Annotated in this window: 15 protein-coding genes and 2 tRNA genes; 6 read left to right on the top strand and 11 right to left on the bottom strand. The window is 59.6% G+C overall.

From position 1 onward, the window contains the following. Positions 1–70 precede the first annotated feature (70 nt). The 5 genes from BGO89_00630 to BGO89_00610 all read right to left on the bottom strand — a co-directional run bounded on the left by BGO89_00630 (position 71) and on the right by BGO89_00610 (position 4503). A complete protein-coding gene (locus BGO89_00630) occupies positions 71–2857 on the bottom strand; it encodes a hypothetical protein (protein OJX61134.1) in 2787 nt (928 codons plus the stop codon). 70 nt (positions 2858–2927) lie between these two features. Beyond that, positions 2928–3011: transfer RNA gene (locus BGO89_00625), tRNA-Leu, on the bottom strand. A 33-nt stretch (positions 3012–3044) separates the two neighbouring features. Continuing rightward, positions 3045–3119: transfer RNA gene (locus BGO89_00620), tRNA-Val, on the bottom strand. 54 nt (positions 3120–3173) lie between these two features. Continuing rightward, entirely contained in the window at positions 3174–3419 is a 246-nt protein-coding gene (locus BGO89_00615) for a hypothetical protein (protein ID OJX61133.1), read from the bottom strand. Position 3420: 1 nt separating this feature from the next. After that, a complete protein-coding gene (locus tag BGO89_00610; protein OJX61132.1) occupies positions 3421–4503 on the bottom strand; it encodes a hypothetical protein in 1083 nt (360 codons plus the stop codon). 197 nt (positions 4504–4700) lie between these two features. Between BGO89_00610 and BGO89_00605 the strand changes: the two genes are divergently transcribed. Next, positions 4701–6743 (top strand): hypothetical protein, encoded by a 2043-nt coding sequence (locus BGO89_00605; protein OJX61131.1) that lies wholly within the window; start codon positions 4701–4703, stop codon positions 6741–6743. A gap of 69 nt (positions 6744–6812) precedes the next feature. Then, the gene (locus BGO89_00600) at positions 6813–8192 is read left to right on the top strand and encodes a hypothetical protein (GenBank protein ID OJX61130.1); all 1380 of its coding nucleotides are present in this window, start codon (positions 6813–6815) and stop codon (positions 8190–8192) included. Here BGO89_00600 and BGO89_00595 read toward each other — a convergent pair whose 3' ends face one another. The 5 genes from BGO89_00595 to BGO89_00575 form a co-directional block, all read right to left on the bottom strand. Beyond that, positions 8193–9188 carry a hypothetical protein gene (locus BGO89_00595; protein OJX61129.1) on the bottom strand — a complete coding sequence of 332 codons (996 nt, stop codon included), beginning with the start codon at positions 9186–9188 and terminating at the stop codon, positions 8193–8195. It abuts the gene before it with no gap. Beyond that, complete coding sequence (locus tag BGO89_00590) at positions 9185–10465, bottom strand: hypothetical protein (GenBank protein ID OJX61128.1); 1281 nt, start codon at positions 10463–10465, stop codon at positions 9185–9187. The genes BGO89_00595 and BGO89_00590 overlap by 4 nt, the downstream gene beginning before the upstream one ends. A 6-nt stretch (positions 10466–10471) precedes the next feature. Next, positions 10472–11923: a glycosyl transferase family 2 gene (locus tag BGO89_00585; protein ID OJX61127.1), complete on the bottom strand. Its 1452-nt coding sequence runs from the start codon at positions 11921–11923 to the stop codon at positions 10472–10474. A gap of 69 nt (positions 11924–11992) precedes the next feature. Beyond that, complete coding sequence (locus tag BGO89_00580) at positions 11993–12529, bottom strand: hypothetical protein (GenBank protein OJX61126.1); 537 nt, start codon at positions 12527–12529, stop codon at positions 11993–11995. Between the two features lie 2 nt (positions 12530–12531). After that, positions 12532–13161 carry a hypothetical protein gene (locus tag BGO89_00575; GenBank protein OJX61356.1) on the bottom strand — a complete coding sequence of 210 codons (630 nt, stop codon included), beginning with the start codon at positions 13159–13161 and terminating at the stop codon, positions 12532–12534. Positions 13162–13263: 102 nt separating this feature from the next. Between BGO89_00575 and BGO89_00570 the strand changes: the two genes are divergently transcribed. Genes BGO89_00570 through BGO89_00560 form a run of 3 tightly spaced genes read left to right on the top strand, consistent with a single transcriptional unit; the run spans position 13264 to position 15307 of the window. Further along, positions 13264–13620, top strand: coding sequence for an NADH-quinone oxidoreductase subunit A (locus BGO89_00570; GenBank protein OJX61355.1), 357 nt, complete (start codon positions 13264–13266; stop codon positions 13618–13620). Next, positions 13611–14147 carry an NADH-quinone oxidoreductase subunit B gene (locus BGO89_00565; protein ID OJX61125.1) on the top strand — a complete coding sequence of 179 codons (537 nt, stop codon included), beginning with the start codon at positions 13611–13613 and terminating at the stop codon, positions 14145–14147. Before BGO89_00570 ends, BGO89_00565 begins: the two co-directional genes overlap by 10 nt. 17 nt (positions 14148–14164) lie before the next feature. After that, positions 14165–15307 carry an anhydro-N-acetylmuramic acid kinase gene (locus tag BGO89_00560; GenBank protein ID OJX61124.1) on the top strand — a complete coding sequence of 381 codons (1143 nt, stop codon included), beginning with the start codon at positions 14165–14167 and terminating at the stop codon, positions 15305–15307. A gap of 19 nt (positions 15308–15326) precedes the next feature. On the opposite strand, the gene BGO89_00555 is transcribed toward BGO89_00560, so the two are convergent. Beyond that, positions 15327–15782 (bottom strand): hypothetical protein, encoded by a 456-nt coding sequence (locus BGO89_00555; GenBank protein ID OJX61354.1) that lies wholly within the window; start codon positions 15780–15782, stop codon positions 15327–15329. A gap of 177 nt (positions 15783–15959) precedes the next feature. Between BGO89_00555 and BGO89_00550 the strand changes: the two genes are divergently transcribed. Then, positions 15960–17108, top strand: coding sequence for an acyl-CoA dehydrogenase (locus tag BGO89_00550; GenBank protein ID OJX61353.1), 1149 nt, complete (start codon positions 15960–15962; stop codon positions 17106–17108). The last annotated feature ends 27 nt before the right edge of the window (positions 17109–17135 follow it).

Below are 17135 nucleotides of genomic sequence, written 5' to 3'. Positions count from 1 at the left end.
TACAAACTTCGCATGTTACGAGTATGAGGAACCTCAACCCTTGGGTTGAATTCGCGGGTGTGGTCCGTTCTCAGCGATCGGAGATACCCAGTCCGCGTGCGCGGACGATGGCTTCGGCGCGATTCCCCACGCCGAGCTTCTGATACAGATTGTACAGGTGGGTCTTGACCGTCGCGAGCGAGACATAGAGCTTGTCGGCGATCCGCTGATTCGTATTTCCCTGGACGAGCAGAGCGAGCGTCTCGATCTCGCGCGGTGTGAGATCCAGCCGTTGCGTATCGGGATTGAGTCGCAACTGGATGTTGAGCGAAGGTCTGGCGGCCGTATCGTTCGCCCTGCCGCTGCCTTCCGGCCACGTTCCGAGTATCCGTTCCGCGGCAGCGACGAGATCCCCCGACGGAGTACGACGATTCAGCCCTGCATTGATCAGATCCGTCACCGTATCCTTCCTGTCGAAGACATTGAAGAATGGCGACGTCATATCGTACCGGGCACAGATGGCCAGGGCATCCATGCATGCATCCACGGCCTCGTCCATACGCTGCTCATGCACGGCGATCATCATACGCACGAGGAGAAATTCGGCATGCTGGCGCGGCATCTGATGCGTCTTCGTGAAGTCGAGTGCTTCGGCGAGGAGACCGGAGATACGCTCGCGTCCGGACCGTCGTGCATGGACATTGAGATAGAGGCCGATGGTACCGATGCGTCCGAATATCTGATGCTTCGGCTTGTTCCACTCGGGCAGATAGTCCCGTTCGCATCGAACCAGCCAATGGTCCACCGTCTCGTCTTCTCCGTTCATGAAGGCCATCCAGGTCTCCATCAGCAGCAGGGCTTCGGTGAAGTAGTCCTGCAGACCGGGATAGGATGCGGTGCGGAGTACATCCAGTATCTCGTGGGCCCGGCCGTAATCGCCACGCATGCAGGCGATGCGCTGTTCCGTCTGATAGCAGTTGAAGGCCTGTACGATACGCAGATAGCGTTCCCGTTTCTGCACGTCGTATGCCTTGTTGCACCATGAGACGGCTTCGTCGAAATCGCAACGTTCGAGGGCGAGGCGGGCACGGAGAGTGATGACTTCCGTTTCATTGGCGGGATCGTAGCGTATTCCGTATCGTTCCGCAAGTTCGTCGTGTTCCACCATGATGCGACGCGCGGCACGTACATCGCCGATCAGGACGTGCACACGAACGATGTCCTCGATGGCCTGTACTTCCTCCGCGTGGTCGGCATGGAGCCGATGGCGGTCCTTCATGCGGTGCAGGAGATCGAGCGCTTCGTCGATCCTTCCGAGAGCGATGAAGCTGCGCGAGAGCAGTACTTCCGTTTCGTGCAGAGCGATGTCGACGGCCTCCGGCATCATCCCGGCTTCGGCGGCATCCGCACGCGACATCGAGCGCAGCAGCGTGGCCGAGCGTTCGAGGTACCCTTCGTCTTGACTGTAGTCATGCCGTATCACACGCAGTACGCCCTTGACGAACGTCAACCGAGCTTCGATGAACTTGTGTGCGACCGGGTCCTTCTCCATATCCAGTGCGGCCTGCCACATGTCGAAGATGTCCGTCACCTGAGCGAAGTGATAGTGGTTCATCAAGGCATTACACTCCGCGGTCAGCAGACGCGGATCGTTCTCGACCATGGTACGCGGCAGCCCGGCGAGCTCGCGAAGGACGGCGTCCATGACGTTCTCCGCCATGAAATGCGTCCATCCCCTGCGCATCACACCGGCGCGCAGTTGTGCATCCTCGACGTTGCGCAACGTGCGCAATCCGATAGCGGGCAGACGATGCTGGATGAACCACTCGGCCGCAAGCGAGAACAGCGTATCGGCTTCGGCCATCTCATGTCGTGTACGACGCTGGAGGAGGTCGGCGAACAGATGATGGAAGCGATACCATATCCGCTGCGAGTCGAGCGGTATGAGGAAGAGATTACGGCGGTCGAGTTCGGTAATGAGATCTTCGCCATCCAGTCCGGTCACGTGTTCCGCCGCTTCGGCATTGAACTGCTCCAGGACGGAAAGGCGCAGGATGGCTCCGCGGAGCCGCGCGTCGAGGCTGTTGAGCACTTCTTCGAGAAGATAGTCCAGCACGAAGGCATCCGTCCCGGCGAACGCCTGCAGGAAGGCATCGGTGTCCGTATCGGTACGGTTCTGCAGCGACAGTGCGGCAAGCTTCAGACCGGCTACCCAGCCTTCCGTTTTCTCGAGCAGCATCGCGGCCTGCGAATCCGTAAGACGTACGGCGAGACTGGTAGCGAACAGTTCCCCTACCTCATCCTGTTGCACACGCAGATCCGCTGCGCGCACTTCGATGAGGCGTCCGCGCGTACGTTCGCGTGCGAGGGGTATCGGCGGATCGCTCCGGCACAGCAGCACCTGTCTGAGATGTTCGCCCACCTGTTCCATCAGCGGCATGATGACGGTCGTGATCAGATCGTCGGACAGCAGGTGAGCGTCGTCGATCACCAGCAGAACGTCCTTGCCGTGGATGGCGAGGTCGTTGGCGATCTGCGTGATCAGATGATCGACGGGAGGTGGCACGGTATCGGCGCAGCGATCGGCGACATCGGCGAGGACGTCGGCGGCGACGGTGCGGATGGCGTGGACGAGATATCGCAGCAGACGATGAGGATCGGTATCGCCGGCATCGCACGAGAACCAGGCCGCTGCGAGTCCCCTGTCGTCAAGCCACGAACTCACGAGCGTACTCTTGCCGAAGCCGGCAGGTGCGGAGATCAGGGAAACGGGAACGGTGGTGGCGGGATCGAGGCGACGGAACAACCGTTCACGGCGCAGGGTCGTTGCGCGTGGGCGCGGTCGATGGCATTTCGTCAGAAGAAGCGGCTGCGACATATCGTCATCGTATCGCTGACGAGAAATGAAAACGCCCGCATAGTCGACAGGCTAGCGGGCGGGTACTGCGTACAAGAGGCGGGAGTCGAACCCGCACGGGTGTTACCCCGCCGGATTTTGAATCCGGTGCGTCTGCCAATTCCGCCACTCTTGCAGGGATGTCTTGCAGGATTCTCTTGAAGATGTGTGGGCGGTGAGGGATTTGAACCCCCGACCCCCTGCTTGTAAGGCAGGTGCTCTGAACCAGCTGAGCTAACCGCCCAAGAGCAGCAAAGATACGAATTCATTCCGAACCAGGAAGAACTTCGTGGCCGGTTCACGAAATCGCTTCGACGCGCCGTATCTCCGGAATGGCCGTACGCAGGACGCGTTCGATGCCTGCACGCAGCGTGAGCGCGCTGATGGCGCACGTCCTGCACGCACCCTGGAAACGCAGCACGGCCACACCCGTGTCCGCTTCGAACCGGATGAATTCGACGTTGCCGTTGTCACGTTCAAGATGTGGACGTACCGTGACGAGGGCAGCTTCGATGCGTTCTTCGATGGTCGCAACCGTAGGCATTCTATAACGAGATATCCAGAGGTGCCGAAGCAGTGCGGGCATTGTGGACACGGACCTGGGAAACGACGGCTGCGGCGACGCTCCTGAACGTGTCACCGAGCGAGACCGATTCCGGATCCAGGACGAACGGAAATCCTTCGTCGCCGCCTTCACGTACACGTACATCAATCGGTATGCCACCAAGGAACGGAACGTCGTACTCGGCAGCCACCCTGGCTCCCCCGCCTTCACCGAAGATGTAGTATTTCTTCTCCGGCATGTCGGGAGGTACGAAGTAACTCATGTTCTCGATGACGCCGAGGACGTCGACGTTGACCTTTCGGAACATCTGGATCGAACGCCGTACGTCGGCCAGGGCGATCTCCTGGGGTGTGGTCACGACCACGGCGCCGGTCAGCGGTATGCGCTGCGTCAGCGTCAACTGGATATCGCCCGTTCCGGGCGGCAGGTCGAAGATCAGGAAGTCGAGCTCGCCCCACTGGATCTGTTCGACCAGCGTGGTGAAGTATCCCGCCAGCATCGGTCCGCGCAGGATGGCGGCCTGGTCGCGTTGCATCACGAAGCCGATGGAGGCGACCTTGACGCCGTACTGTTCGTTCGGATAGCCGATGATCTTGCCATCGGGCCCCTTCTCGGCACGCATCTGTTCATTGGCCATGCCGTACATCGTGGGCTGGCTCGGACCGTAGATGTCGGCATCGAGCAGTCCCACGCTGGCACCGCGTTGTGCGAGTGCGGCAGCCAGGTTGGACGCTACCGTGCTCTTGCCCACACCGCCCTTGCCGGAGGCCACGGCGATGAGGTTCTTCACACCAGCGAGCGTGGATGGACGCATCGCGTCGGCCGCCCGTTCACGGACGAGGACTTCCACGTCCGCATCGGGAAAATTCGCCAGGATGTTCGCCTTGCAGTCGTGATCGAGCCGCGCGGCGACCCAGTGCAGGGGCTGGACGATTTCGAGAAAAACGGTAACCTTGTTCCCGTCGACCGTCACCGAGTGGACGGCGTTGGAAACATCGAGACGTGTTCCGAAGTCCGGATCGAGCACTGATCCGATAATCGAGATGATCTGTTGTGGCGTCATAATGATCGACAAGCTCCACTGTAACAAGAGATGCCCGTTCGTGTCAGGCAGAAAGGAACGGCATAGACTGACAAAAATACGACCATCGGTCGTTTCGGAGTTCTTCAGCGGAGAATCCGCGAACTGCGTACATTTGCAGTCCCTACCCAGAACCTTAACATCCTGAGTATCTTTTTCTGAACCTTCGGAGACCTCTAATGAAGAGATCGCTTCTGCTTGCAGGCAGTGCTGCCATGCTCGCATGCGGTACATTGGCGGCACAAGTGCGCGTCAATCCCGGGCTGCGTACGAACAGTCCCCAGTCGATTCTGAACAACGTGAAGATGACGGAAGCCCCCGTCCGCGTCCCGCTCGAGAAGAACAACGCCGCTTCCACGCAGGCTCTCTCGTATAAGGACATGTATCAAACGGACTTCTTCCCGCAGTTCGAAACCTTCACGATCCACCAGGTACTGGTGCAGGAGCCCAAGTCCGGCGCCCTGTTCCTCGTTCAGAACCATCGCCGCTTCACGAACAACACTCTCGACGGTGGTCAGGTAGAACTCCACGTCTCCACCAACGATGGTGCATCGTGGACGGAAAGCCGCATCCTCGACAAGTCCAACGTCGTCTTCGCCATGCCGTCCTTCGCCGTCGCCAATCCGAACGACGAATCGGATCCCACGAAGATGATGTGGTTCCTCTACGGCTTCACGTATCCGGGCCCGAACTGGTCGCGTACGTCACAGCTTTCGCTGATCAAGACGACGGGCGATCCGTTCGAATTCCCGCTCGAAGGACCGGAAAACGGTAACACGGCCGGCTACACGTGGAACTACGGCACGATCGCCACGTCCGGCGGCGCCAACCCTGTCACCTTCTTCGCCAGCGAACTCGGTACCGGTACGGGCAATGCCCAGTACGGCGCCTACGGCGTCTTCGCCTTCGATTATTCGAGCGAAGACTTCGTCACGTCGTCCATGCCCTCGCAATGGGACGTCTCGAACTTCCGCCCGTCACCGAATCCGGCCTCGAGCTACAACGCACAGATCCACATCAGCACGGATCCCGATGGCCGCACGTATGCAGCCGTCAACAACATCTTCGCCGACGATCAGGAAAACCGCGTTCCCGCCGTGTCCATCTCGGATGACCGCGGTACGTCGTGGACCACGTGGAACCGCCTCCCCGTTTCGGCTCTGACTGCCTATCGTACGGAAGCCAACTGGACGGGTACGCTCCAGCTGGTCGGTGCCTACGAACAGGATGCCTTCACCGTCACCGGTGAGAACGAATGGTCGTACATCATGCGTGTCGGTGAAGTCCAGGACAACCGCTGGGCCAACATCCACATCGTCGAAGCCTACTACAAGTCCGGCGCATGGGGTATCCGCCGCATCGCCGAAATCAATGGCTTCCCGATCATCACGTCGCGCCAGGACTCCATCTCCGGCGGTACGGACGGTGCAGCCCGTGCTACGTGGACGTCGAACTACGATGGCAATCCTCAAGGTCACGAAGTGGAAGTCGCTCGCGACGCCGCAGGTAACCTGCTCGTGAAGTGGATCGACGAGAACCCGGCACACGGCATGTTCCGCTTCGCTTCGCCCGTCAACATCGCTACCTTCGATCAGCAGAACAACCGCTGGAACACGGGTACGCTCGATTCGATGATGACGACGGACATGTACTATTCGTACCGCAAGGCCGGCTCTACGAGCTGGAGCCCCGCCGTCAACATCACGAACGACACGAAGTACGACAAGGGCACGCGTATCCCTGCCGTCATCAAGTCGATCAACAAGGTTCCGGTCATCTACAGCCAGGGTATCACGAAGGCCCAGATCAACGCGCAGTCGCCCTACGCTCCTGGTCTGCAGGCACTGCCCGACATCCTGCTCGAAACGCAGATGGACTATCGCACGCCGAACACCATCCGCTATTCGAACTTCGATGCCGAGAACCCCACGTCGGTCGAAGAACAGAATCCGATCAACTACTCGTTCAAGTTCAATGGCGTAACGCCGAACCCCGCGACGTCTGCGTCGGAAGTGACGTTCACGCTCGATCGCCCGGGTATGGTCGCCGTCGAACTCTACGACGTTCTCGGTAACAAGGTCCGCACGCTGGCCAACGGTTCCATGGACACCGGTGTCCATGGTCTGACGATCAACGCAGCTACGATCAGCGCAGGTTCCTACTACGTATCGCTGACGGTCGATGGTGCACGTATCACGAAGCCCCTCGTCGTCGTGAAGTAAGGATCGCCGCAGATCAAAATTTTGTAAACTACGGGCAACAGCAATGTTGCCCGTTTCTTTTTTACGGATATGGTCATGATGTCGCGCTGGCTCATACGTTCACTGGTCCTGCTTCTCGCATGCACATCAATGACGGCGCAACGCTGGAAGCTCCTCTTCCCCTATCAATCGTATACGATCCAGATCAATGCCCTCAATCCCGACCATCTCTATGTGGGGAACTGGGCCAATCAGTTGTTGCGTTCCTACGATGCCGGAAAGAGCTGGGAAATCGTCCCGATCGGCAGCCTGGCCGCGGAGAACTACCTGACGTCGATGGTCGTCAGCGCCACGGATACGAACGTCATCGTCATCGGAGGCTACCAGTTCGATGGTATCCGCAGGTCCGATGATGGTGGCAGGACCTGGAAACGCGCACTGAACGACACCAACAACATCCGCATGTGGTACGTGTCCGAAGCCATCGTGGAGGACCCCGCTTCTCCCGGAAGGATGTTCGCCGCACGCGGTGCCGGATCGAACGCCTTCTATCGGAGCGACGATTACGGCGCGACGTGGGATTCGATCGGCACGGTAGGCAAGGACATCACGACGCGCATCTGCACGATGGCCCTCCGCCCCGATTCCACCAATATCATATTCCTCGGCTGCATCGGCGGCAGGATACTGCGCAGCGACGACGGCGGGCAAACCTTCCATCCTACCGAAGTGGCACCGGGAAAAACGACTCTCTTCCCCGACTCGGAGATTCCGAAGATCGTCTTCTCGAGTACCGATCCCCGGCGTGGCTATGCCGTATCGGCCATCGCCAACGAGCTGAACATCACAGGTAACGGCGGTATCCTCCAGACGACGGACGGTGGCGCCACGTGGCGTCAGACGGCCGGAGTGGATACAAGCTGGTGGGCAGTGGATGTACGCCCTGCCGCGAACGGCGTGGACGACGACATCATCGTTGGCGGCTTCCGCCTGTTCACGCAGGAGACGATCATCAAGGGCGACAGTATCGTCATGCGTTCGCCCGACGGCGGAAAGACGTGGACACGCTTCGAAGGAATCCCCTGGGGAACGAACGAGGTAGGAGATACGATCCGTAACGTATGGTCGATACGCTGGGACAGCATCGGCCGCAGACTCTACATGTGCACGAGCGTCGGCCTCTACGTCCTCGACGAATCCGTCGGAGTCGATGAACGGCCCTCGACACCTTCCACGCTCCAGGCACGCTATGCCGATGGAACCCTGATCCTCATCGATACGGCACCGAACGACCAGGAAAGAACATGGTCCATCTTCGGTATCGATGGCCGCCTCGCCATGAGCGGCGAGCTGCAGCCGGGCATCGGCGAACGGACGATTCCGTGCGGTGCACTCGCCAATGGCAGATACGTCATCGTGCTGAATGCGGAGCGGCGCTTCCGCACCGCCCCGTTCACCATTCTGCGCTGATCAGCGTCCTTCGTCGAGAACGACGGTGTTGGACAACGTTCCGAGCATGTCGATGGAGCATTCCACGACGTCGCCGGGCTTGAGCCACCATGCCGGATCGTAGACCTTGCTGCCGTTCAGTTCCAGGAAGCAGCCCGTGCCACACGTTCCCGATCCGATGACGTCACCCGGATGAAGCGTCACGCCATAGCTGGCGCGCTCGATGATCTGTGCGAACGTCCACGACATGTCCTTCAGGTTGCCCAGGGCGACGTCTTTACCGTTGATCACGGTCTTCATCACGAGGTCATACGTCTCACCGTTCGGCGTCTCGATACGGCGCGGTGCGAGTTCTTCGCGCGTCACCAGCCAGGGCCCGATCGACGTCGCGAAATCCTTTCCTTTCGCAGGACCGAGGTTGAGCTTCATTTCCTGCATCTGCAGTGCGCGAGCGCTCCAGTCGTTCATCACCATGTAACCGGCGACGTAGGAGTCCGCTTCCGAAGCCTTGATGTTCCTCCCCTTCTTCCCGATCACGATCGCACATTCCAGTTCGAAGTCGAGCTGGTTGCAGTGCAGCGTCTGGACGGGAACGTCGCCCGGACCATAGACGGCCTGGTGATTGGTGAAGTAGAAGATGGGAATCTCGTCGAATTCCGGAATCATCTCGAGGCCACGGTTGCGGCGTGCCGCTTCGACGTGCTGACGGAATGCATAGCCGTCACGCATCGATGACGGATGAGGAACGGGAGCCATGAGCCATGCGTCGGCGGGCGCAGCCACCGCTGCCAGTGCAGCGGCACCGCGGGCCGTGCACCAGGCATGCAGGGCACGAAGGTCGTTCATTCCCGCTTCTTCGAGACGCAGGATGTCGATCACCGTCGTCGGTAATGACGGCAGCGATCCTGTCCCCTGTTCGTGGGCCAGGGCATATGCCGCCGCGACGTCGATGATCCTGTTGTCGATCAAGAGGCCGGCACGACCGCCGACACCCGAATTCCATGTTACGAGCTTCATGAAGGTAAGGGTATTGTAGATGTTTGTTGACGGAGAGCGACAATGATACAGAGGACGGTCAAACCTACCATGCCTGTCGTGACGAATGTCGCCATGGGTGCCGCCGACGTCAGACCGAGCAACCCACGGAGATGGCCATCGATCATCATTCCAGGAATGGACCAGAAGATCAGTGCGACGGCACACGGGAGGAGAAGTCGATATGCATTCGTCATACGTCCGGTGACGGGAAGAACGCACAGAACGACGATACCGGGCAATGCATACAGGGTGTGGTGGGACCACGTGTACGGCATGATGAGCGATGCGGAGAGCGCTACGGCGGCATAGACGAGCGCAGGCGTCAACCCGGCCAACGTCCTGCGGAATACCCATACCACCGTACCGAGCGCGAGCACGAGAACGAGCGGCAGCGTCTTCATCGCCGTCGAAGCCGGAATCACCATACGCGAAAGAAGCCCTGGAATGGACAGGTTGTAGGAACCGTCGACGGGCAGATTCCATGAAGCCGCCGTGGCCGCATCGAACGTCCGCACGAAGGCGAGGAAGTCCAGCCACGGCCGGACACCGATGAGGAAGGTCGAACCAAGGACCATGACGACGGCCGCAATCGCTACGATGCCGATGAACCGCCATTCACCGCGGATGACGAAGTAGAGCACGAGGACGATCGAAGCATGCTTGGTAACGAGCACTGCAGCGAACAGGATGCCCGCAGGAATCGTCCTTCCGTGCGCCAGCAGAAGCAGCGTACCCACGACTCCGAGTGCTGTGACGGCTTCGATCTGACCGTTCATGAAGGCCGTATGGAATGGCATCACCACCAGGATACCGACGGCCAGCAGTAGTTCCTGCCACGGTGGCCGCGACGCCATCCAGACTGCGACGCGTGCGCCTGCGAACGACGATTCGCGCAGCAGCCGCAACGACAACGTCACGAGCATGCCCGCTGCGGCGCACAGAGCCAGCAACCATGCCGTCTGCAGATGTGCCGTGGAGAGAGATGCCACCGGTCCGAGCATCGCGGCCAGCAGCGGCGTATAGACGTACGGGTAGATACGAAAACGACCATGCGGTACCGTCATGGTCTTGACGAGTACCGCATGATCGTATGGATTTTCATCATGAGCCAGGGCGATGGCCGCGGCCTGGAACGTCGGCAGATCCGTAAGCTGCATCCGTGTGGAATCGGTCAGCGGCCCGGACACCGATGCGATGCAGAGCATCGTCAGGAGTCCTGCCATCAGTATCGTCCGACCCATCTGCCGGAGCACCACGACCCGTTATCGCGACAGGGCGTGACGGAGCGACAGCATGCCTACCGTACCGAAGCCGAACAGGAACATCAACTGGAACGGAATGGCAGCGATTTCGAGATAGCTGATCGACATCGCGATACCGAAGACGAAATACGAGGCGAGCAGGAGTTCGACGATAACGGCCCAGCCGATCTTCTTCTGCACGTACTTCTTCTTCTTCCAGTCATCGTCCGTTTCCACGATACGATACTTCGGCGTACGCTTGAATTCGCTCTTCTTGCCGATGATGGCTTCCACGACGGCGCGGCTGTTGTTCACCGCGAAGCCCATGGATCCGGCCATGAAGACCGGGAACAGCAGCAGGCGGCGGCGCCAGTCGAGATGGATGGCGCGCTGGGCGTAGAGATAGAAGAGGAACGTCGAGATCGAAGCGAGAACGAAGATCGACATGAAGCTGAAGACCCTGTCGTAGCCGGCGACTTCATTCTTGATGATGACGAGCGGTACGTTCAGGAAGGCGACGAGCAGGATGAACGGGAAGACGATGTTGCTCGTAAGGTGGACCGTGCACTCGAGCTTGACCTTGAGCGCCAGCGAGCTGGACCATACCTTCGGCAGAAGCTTCTTGGCCGTTTCCACGGCGCCCTTCGTCCAGCGGAACTGTTGCGTCTTGAGCGAATTGATATCGGCAGGAAGTTCGGCGGGGGACGTCACGTCGTTCAGGAAGACGAAGCGCCAGCCGCGCAACTGGGCACGGTACGAAAGGTCGAGATCTTCCGCGAGCGTATCGGAATGCCAGTTACCGGCGTCGATGATCGTGCTCTTGCGCCAGAGTCCGGCCGTACCGTTGAAGTTGATGAAGAAGCCTGCCTTGTGGCGCACCTGCTGTTCGATCACGAAGTGACCGTCGAGGGCCAGGGCCTGGGCACGCGTGAGGAAGGAATACTCTTCGTTGAGGTGTTCCCAGCGCGTCTGGACCATGCCGATCTTCTCGTCATGGAAATACGGCAGCGTCTTCTTCAGGAAGTCGGACTTCGGAACGAAGTCGGCATCGAAGATGGCGACGTACTCACCCCTGGCCTTGTCGAGACCTTCCTTCAGGGCACCGGCCTTGAAGCCCGTGCGGTCCACGCGGTGGATATGCTTGATGTCGAAGCCCATGGCCGAGTATTCGGCGACGAGCTTGCGGGAGACTTCCACCGTTTCGTCGGTGGAGTCGTCGAGAAGTTGAATCTCGAGATGATCCTTCGGATAGTCGATGTCGCATACCGCCTTCACGAGGCGGTCAACGACGTACATCTCGTTGAAGACCGGAAGCTGGATCGTCACCACGGGCACATGTTCCATATCGATGGCCGGCTCGTGGCGCACCCTCTGGGTCTTGTGGTAGTAGTAGATCATGACGAGGCCGTGCAGTCCGAACGCGAACAATACGCACAGCGAAAGGAAGTAGGCAAGGAGTAGCACATCTTCCATAATTGGTTCCGAACCTCCGCCGGGGAGAAGTGAGATGGATAGTGACCGGTAGTAGCGTCCCTGTATCCCCTACCAGTCGGATACCACGGCGAGAAGGATGTCGTCCACGATGCGCCGTATGGCTTCATGCACCGCCCGTTCGCGGTCGGCAGTCGCTGCGTTCACGTCGTAGACATCGAAGTTCTCGAACGTACGCTTCCAGACCTGCCTGTTCTTGACCGCGTCGAAGTATTCGACCTCCACCGCCACCACGATACGACGCTGGTTCTCGCGATCACCGTTCTGTACGTTCAGGATCCTGTCCTGGATACGTACGATGATGGGTGACAGCCGAGCATCGCCATTGTCATCGACCAACTGTAGGGAGTTGTCGCTCCGGAAGCGGCGCACCAGGGTTTCCGTACAGAATTCGCGAAACTCCGGATTGCCGTACCCGCTGTTATCCACCACCGAGGCGATGGACAACGTCTTGAGGTGGTCAGGTACTGACCCGCCACGGAACGAGTAACAGGCGGTTGCTGCAGCCGCCAGCCCGATCAGAGCGACACGCGAAAATATCCTGCGGTCGATGATGAGATGGTGAAGGATGGATGAGAAGATTTTCATTTTCAGAGAAATGGATTCATGAGTCGTTCATGGCCGATGGAAGTGGACGGACCATGGCCTGGAAACACCGTCATCGCGTCGGGAAGGGGCATGAGCCGATCATGGATGGAGGCGATGAGCGTGTCCATATCGCCACCCGGAAGATCGGTCCTTCCGACGCTCTCACGGAACAGCGTATCACCCACGAAGGCCCGTCCTGCTTCGTCATCGACGAAGCAGATGCCCCCTTCAGTATGACCGGGTGTATGCAGGATGCGCAGATGGCATCCGGCGACATCGATCGCGTCACCCTGATCCACGAAGTCGTCGGGAGTGACCGCTCCGATGACGAAGGGCAATGGCCAGACGGTATGGGCCATCGGATCGGTCAGGCGATAGGTATCCGCGGCATGGACGACGACGCGTGCCCCCGTGGCTTCGACGAGGACCGAAACGTCGGCAGTATGATCCCAGTGGGTATGCGTGAGCAGAATGTGCGTGATGCGGCAGCCCCGTTGCCGTGCCTCGTCGAGGAAGGTCCGCGCCGCGCCGTAGGGAACGTCGATGACGGCCGACGTCGATGTGGACGGATCCACGATCATGTAGCCAAGCGTGGCTACGGGACCTGCTTCGACGGAGAATAGTTCTGTCATGGACACGAAGATACAGCGAAGCCGTCCGGCAACGAGAACGCTTGCATCCATTTGGTTGCAAGGGGCTATATTTGCCACGATCACCAAACGATGGCATCACGCATGGTAGCAACCTACATCCCCCTCATGGTGATGATCCTGATAGGGGTCATCTTCGGCATCAGCAACATCTTCCTGAGCGAAAACCTCGGGCCGCGCCGTTCCACACGCCAGAAACTGTCCACGTACGAATCCGGGATGGAACCCGTGAAGACGGCACGTGAACGTTTCTCCGTGAAGTTCTATCTCGTGGCGATGATGTTCATCCTCTTCGACATCGAAATCGTCTTCATGTATCCGTGGGCGGTGCAATTCAAGAAGCTCGGAATGTACGGCTTCAGCGCCATGATCCTCTTCATGGTTCTGCTCTTCTCCGGCTATCTCTACGTGATCAGAAAGGGTGCACTCCGATGGGACTGAACGATCAAATCCAACGCGACGGCTTCGTCACGACCACCATCGAAGCCGCCATTGCCTGGGCACAGAAGAATTCGCTGTGGCCGATGCCTCTCGGCATCAGCTGCTGCGCCATCGAGATGATGGCCTTCGGCGGCCCCCGCATGGACTCGTCGCGCTTCGGCTCCGAACGCTTCTCGTTCTCTCCGCGCCAGGCCGATCTCATGATCGTGGCCGGTACGGTAACCTACAAGATGTCCTGGGTCGTACGCAAGATCTGGGATCAGATGCCCGATCCGAAGTGGTGCATCGCCATGGGCGTCTGTACGTCCACGGGCGGTATGTTCCGCAGCTATCCCGTCGTACAGGGCATCGACCAGTTCCTCCCGGTCGATGCCTACGTCTCGGGCTGCCCTCCACGCCCCGAAGCCCTGATCAAGGCCCTGATGTTCATCCAGGACAAGGTCGCCCAGAGCAAGCCGCAGCTCATCAACCTCGGTAAGGACAGCGGCGACGTTCGCCGCAGCGATCTTATCGTCACCGACTACTGAGCCCGGTACCTGCAACGATGCTGATCGTCGGCGTAATGTCCGGTACGTCACTCGACGGTATCGACGTCGCACGATGTCATGTCGAAGGCGATGGCCTGCATGACGTCGTGACGTTGCAATCCTTCATTACCGCAGACTATTCCGCTCCCACGAAGGAGCTGGTGGAACGTGCCCTGACCGAGTCGCTGACCGCACAGGAATGGTGTGACCTGTCCATCGCCCTCGCCTGCGACTATGCAGATGCCATCCGTCGCCTCGACCTCGATGGTGTGGAAGCCGTGGCGATCCATGGTCAGACGCTGTGGCACGCTCCCCAGCCGCATTCCATCGGCAGGCACACGCTGGGCTCGACGCTCCAGGCGGCAAGCGGCACGGCCCTCGCAGGCCTCCTCGGCCTTCCCGTCATCAGCGATTTCCGTACGGCCGACGTCATGGCCGGCGGACAAGGTGCCCCGCTCGTACCGATGTTCGACCGTACGATGCTCCATCATGCCACGCGCAGACGCGTGGCCCTGAACATCGGCGGAATGGCCAACATCACGATCCTCGATCCATCGGCAGCCGATCATATCCGTGCCTTCGATACGGGACCGGGCAACGTCCTGATCGATGCCTCCGCACGTGTGACCTTCGGCAAGCGATACGACGACGACGGCTCCATCGCCCGCGCAGGCAGGATCGCGACCAGGGTCCTGGAAGAACTGCAGACACTCCCCTATTTCGCCGAAGAACCGCCGAAGAGTACGGGACGCGAGCTGTTCAACGACGAACTCGTGGCCACGTGGTATCGGCGCTATATGCACCCTTCCACGCCATCCGAAGACTTCGTGACCACGCTGACCGAACTCACGGCCTGGTCCATCGCTGATCATATCCGACGCTATGCGCCGACGACCGACGACGTCATCGTCAGCGGCGGTGGCGTCCACAACTCCTACCTGATGGAGCGTATCGCCCATCACCTGCCATCATCGTGCTCCATCATGTCGAGCGCCGGCGCCGGCATCTCGCCGGATGCGAAAGAAGCGATGTGCTTCGCCTATCTCGGCTGGCGCACGCTGCAGGGATTGCCGGGCAACATCCCCTCCGTCACGGGTGCATCGAGGGCCGTCGTGCTGGGCCAGATCGCTCCTGCTCCCACGCCACGCACGGCCCGATAAGGCCACGCCAAACGGTACGTTACGTTCCGCTCGTCATCCCGACTCCGTCGCGGATGGCCGCTTCGAGAACCCCGGTGTCGATATCGGCCAGATGCCGGAACCGGATACAGTACCCCGTCACCTTCGCCTTGCCCAGCCCCTTTCCATAGGTCCGGACCAGATACGTCCTGTCCTTGATTCCGAGGATGTAGATGGAGATCCCGGTGCTGTTCGCGCTCATCCCGATCTGGAAGAACTCCCTGGTGCTTCCGTCGGCATAGGTAATGGTATGCAGTCCATATCCTGCGGTGGGGTTGGTGATCGTCTTGTCGTCACCGTCCTTGCCATCATCGAACCATAGCCTGCATCCTGGCAGTGCCTGCAGGATGAGCGTATGCAGCGTCCGCATGTCGCGCTGCTTCGATTCAGGCTGGCTGGCGATATGCCCTTCGATGAGCTCCCGTACGTTCGTACCGATTCCTGTGGAGAATATCATCAGGTTGACCTTTCCGAGTCGCATGTTGTTTTCGGCAATATGCCATTCTCCCGCCAGGACACTATCTCCGGGACCTCGCCGAACACCTGCCCGCCCTACACACCACATACATGGAAATCCCGTAAATTTGCCCCCCTTCAGTACGTGCACAGTATCCTGAACCAAGGTGTCCAGCCCATGTTCTCGCTCCAGTTCTCCGAAACGCATGAAATGATCCGTCAGACCGCACGCCAGTTCGCGCAGGACGAGATCGCACCAACCTCCGTCGAACGTGACATCAAGGGCACGTTTCCCACGGACATCGTGAAGAAACTCGGCGAGTTGGGCTTTCTCGGCATGATGGTATCTCCCGAATGGGGAGGCTCCGGTCTCGACGCGCTCAGCTACGTCATCGCCATGGAGGAAATCTCCGCCGTCGATGCGAGCGTCGGCGTCGTCATGTCCGTCAACAACTCCCTCGTCAACTGGGGTCTCGAGACCTACGGCAACGACGACCAGAAGGAACGCTTCCTCAAACCCCTCGCGAGTGGACAGGTTCATGGCGCCTTCTGTCTTTCCGAACCGGAAGCCGGTTCCGACGCCACGAAACAGCATACGACGGCGACGAAGGTGGACGGCGGCTGGGTCCTCAACGGCACGAAGAACTGGATCACGAACGGCACCACGGCCAGCACCTATCTCGTGATGGCCCAGACCGACTACGAGAAGAAGCATCGCGGTATCACCTGCTTCATCATTCCACGCGCGACGGAAGGCTTCGAGCCCGGACTCAAGGAAGACAAACTCGGTATCCGCTCGAGCGACACGTGTTCGATCGGTCTCACGAACGTCTTCGTGCCCGACGAGAACGTCCTTGGTGAAGTAGGCCAGGGCTTCAAGATCGCCATGGAGTCGCTCAATGGCGGTCGCATCGGTATCGCCGCACAAGCTCTCGGTATCGCGAAGGGAGCCTTCGAAGCGGCGCTGCGCTATTCGACGCAACGCACGGCCTTCGGCAAGCCCATCGCCGAGCTGCAAGCCATCCAGATGAAGATCGCCGAAATGGCCACGAAGGTAGAAGCCGCACGATGGATGGTCTATCGCGCCGCCTTCATGAAGGATCAGCATCAGAACTACATCAAAGCCGCGGCACAAGCCAAGCTCCTCGCATCCAAGACGGCCGTGGAAGTGGCCCTGGAAGCCATCCAGACGCACGGCGGATACGGCTATGTACGCGAATACCTCGTCGAACGATATCTCCGCGATGCCAAGATCACCGAGATCTACGAAGGCACGAGCGAGATCCAGCACATCGTGATCGCACGCGAGCTGCTGAAGGATCTGTAACGACAGATAGAATCGTCCCTGACGGGT

This window comes from Candidatus Kapaibacterium thiocyanatum (assembly GCA_001899175.1).
Taxonomy (GTDB): domain Bacteria; phylum Bacteroidota; class Ignavibacteria; order Kapaibacteriales; family Kapaibacteriaceae; genus Kapaibacterium; species Kapaibacterium thiocyanatum.
The sequence above is the reverse complement of the archived record's forward strand: the minus strand, read 5'-3'. Positions and strand labels throughout refer to the sequence as shown.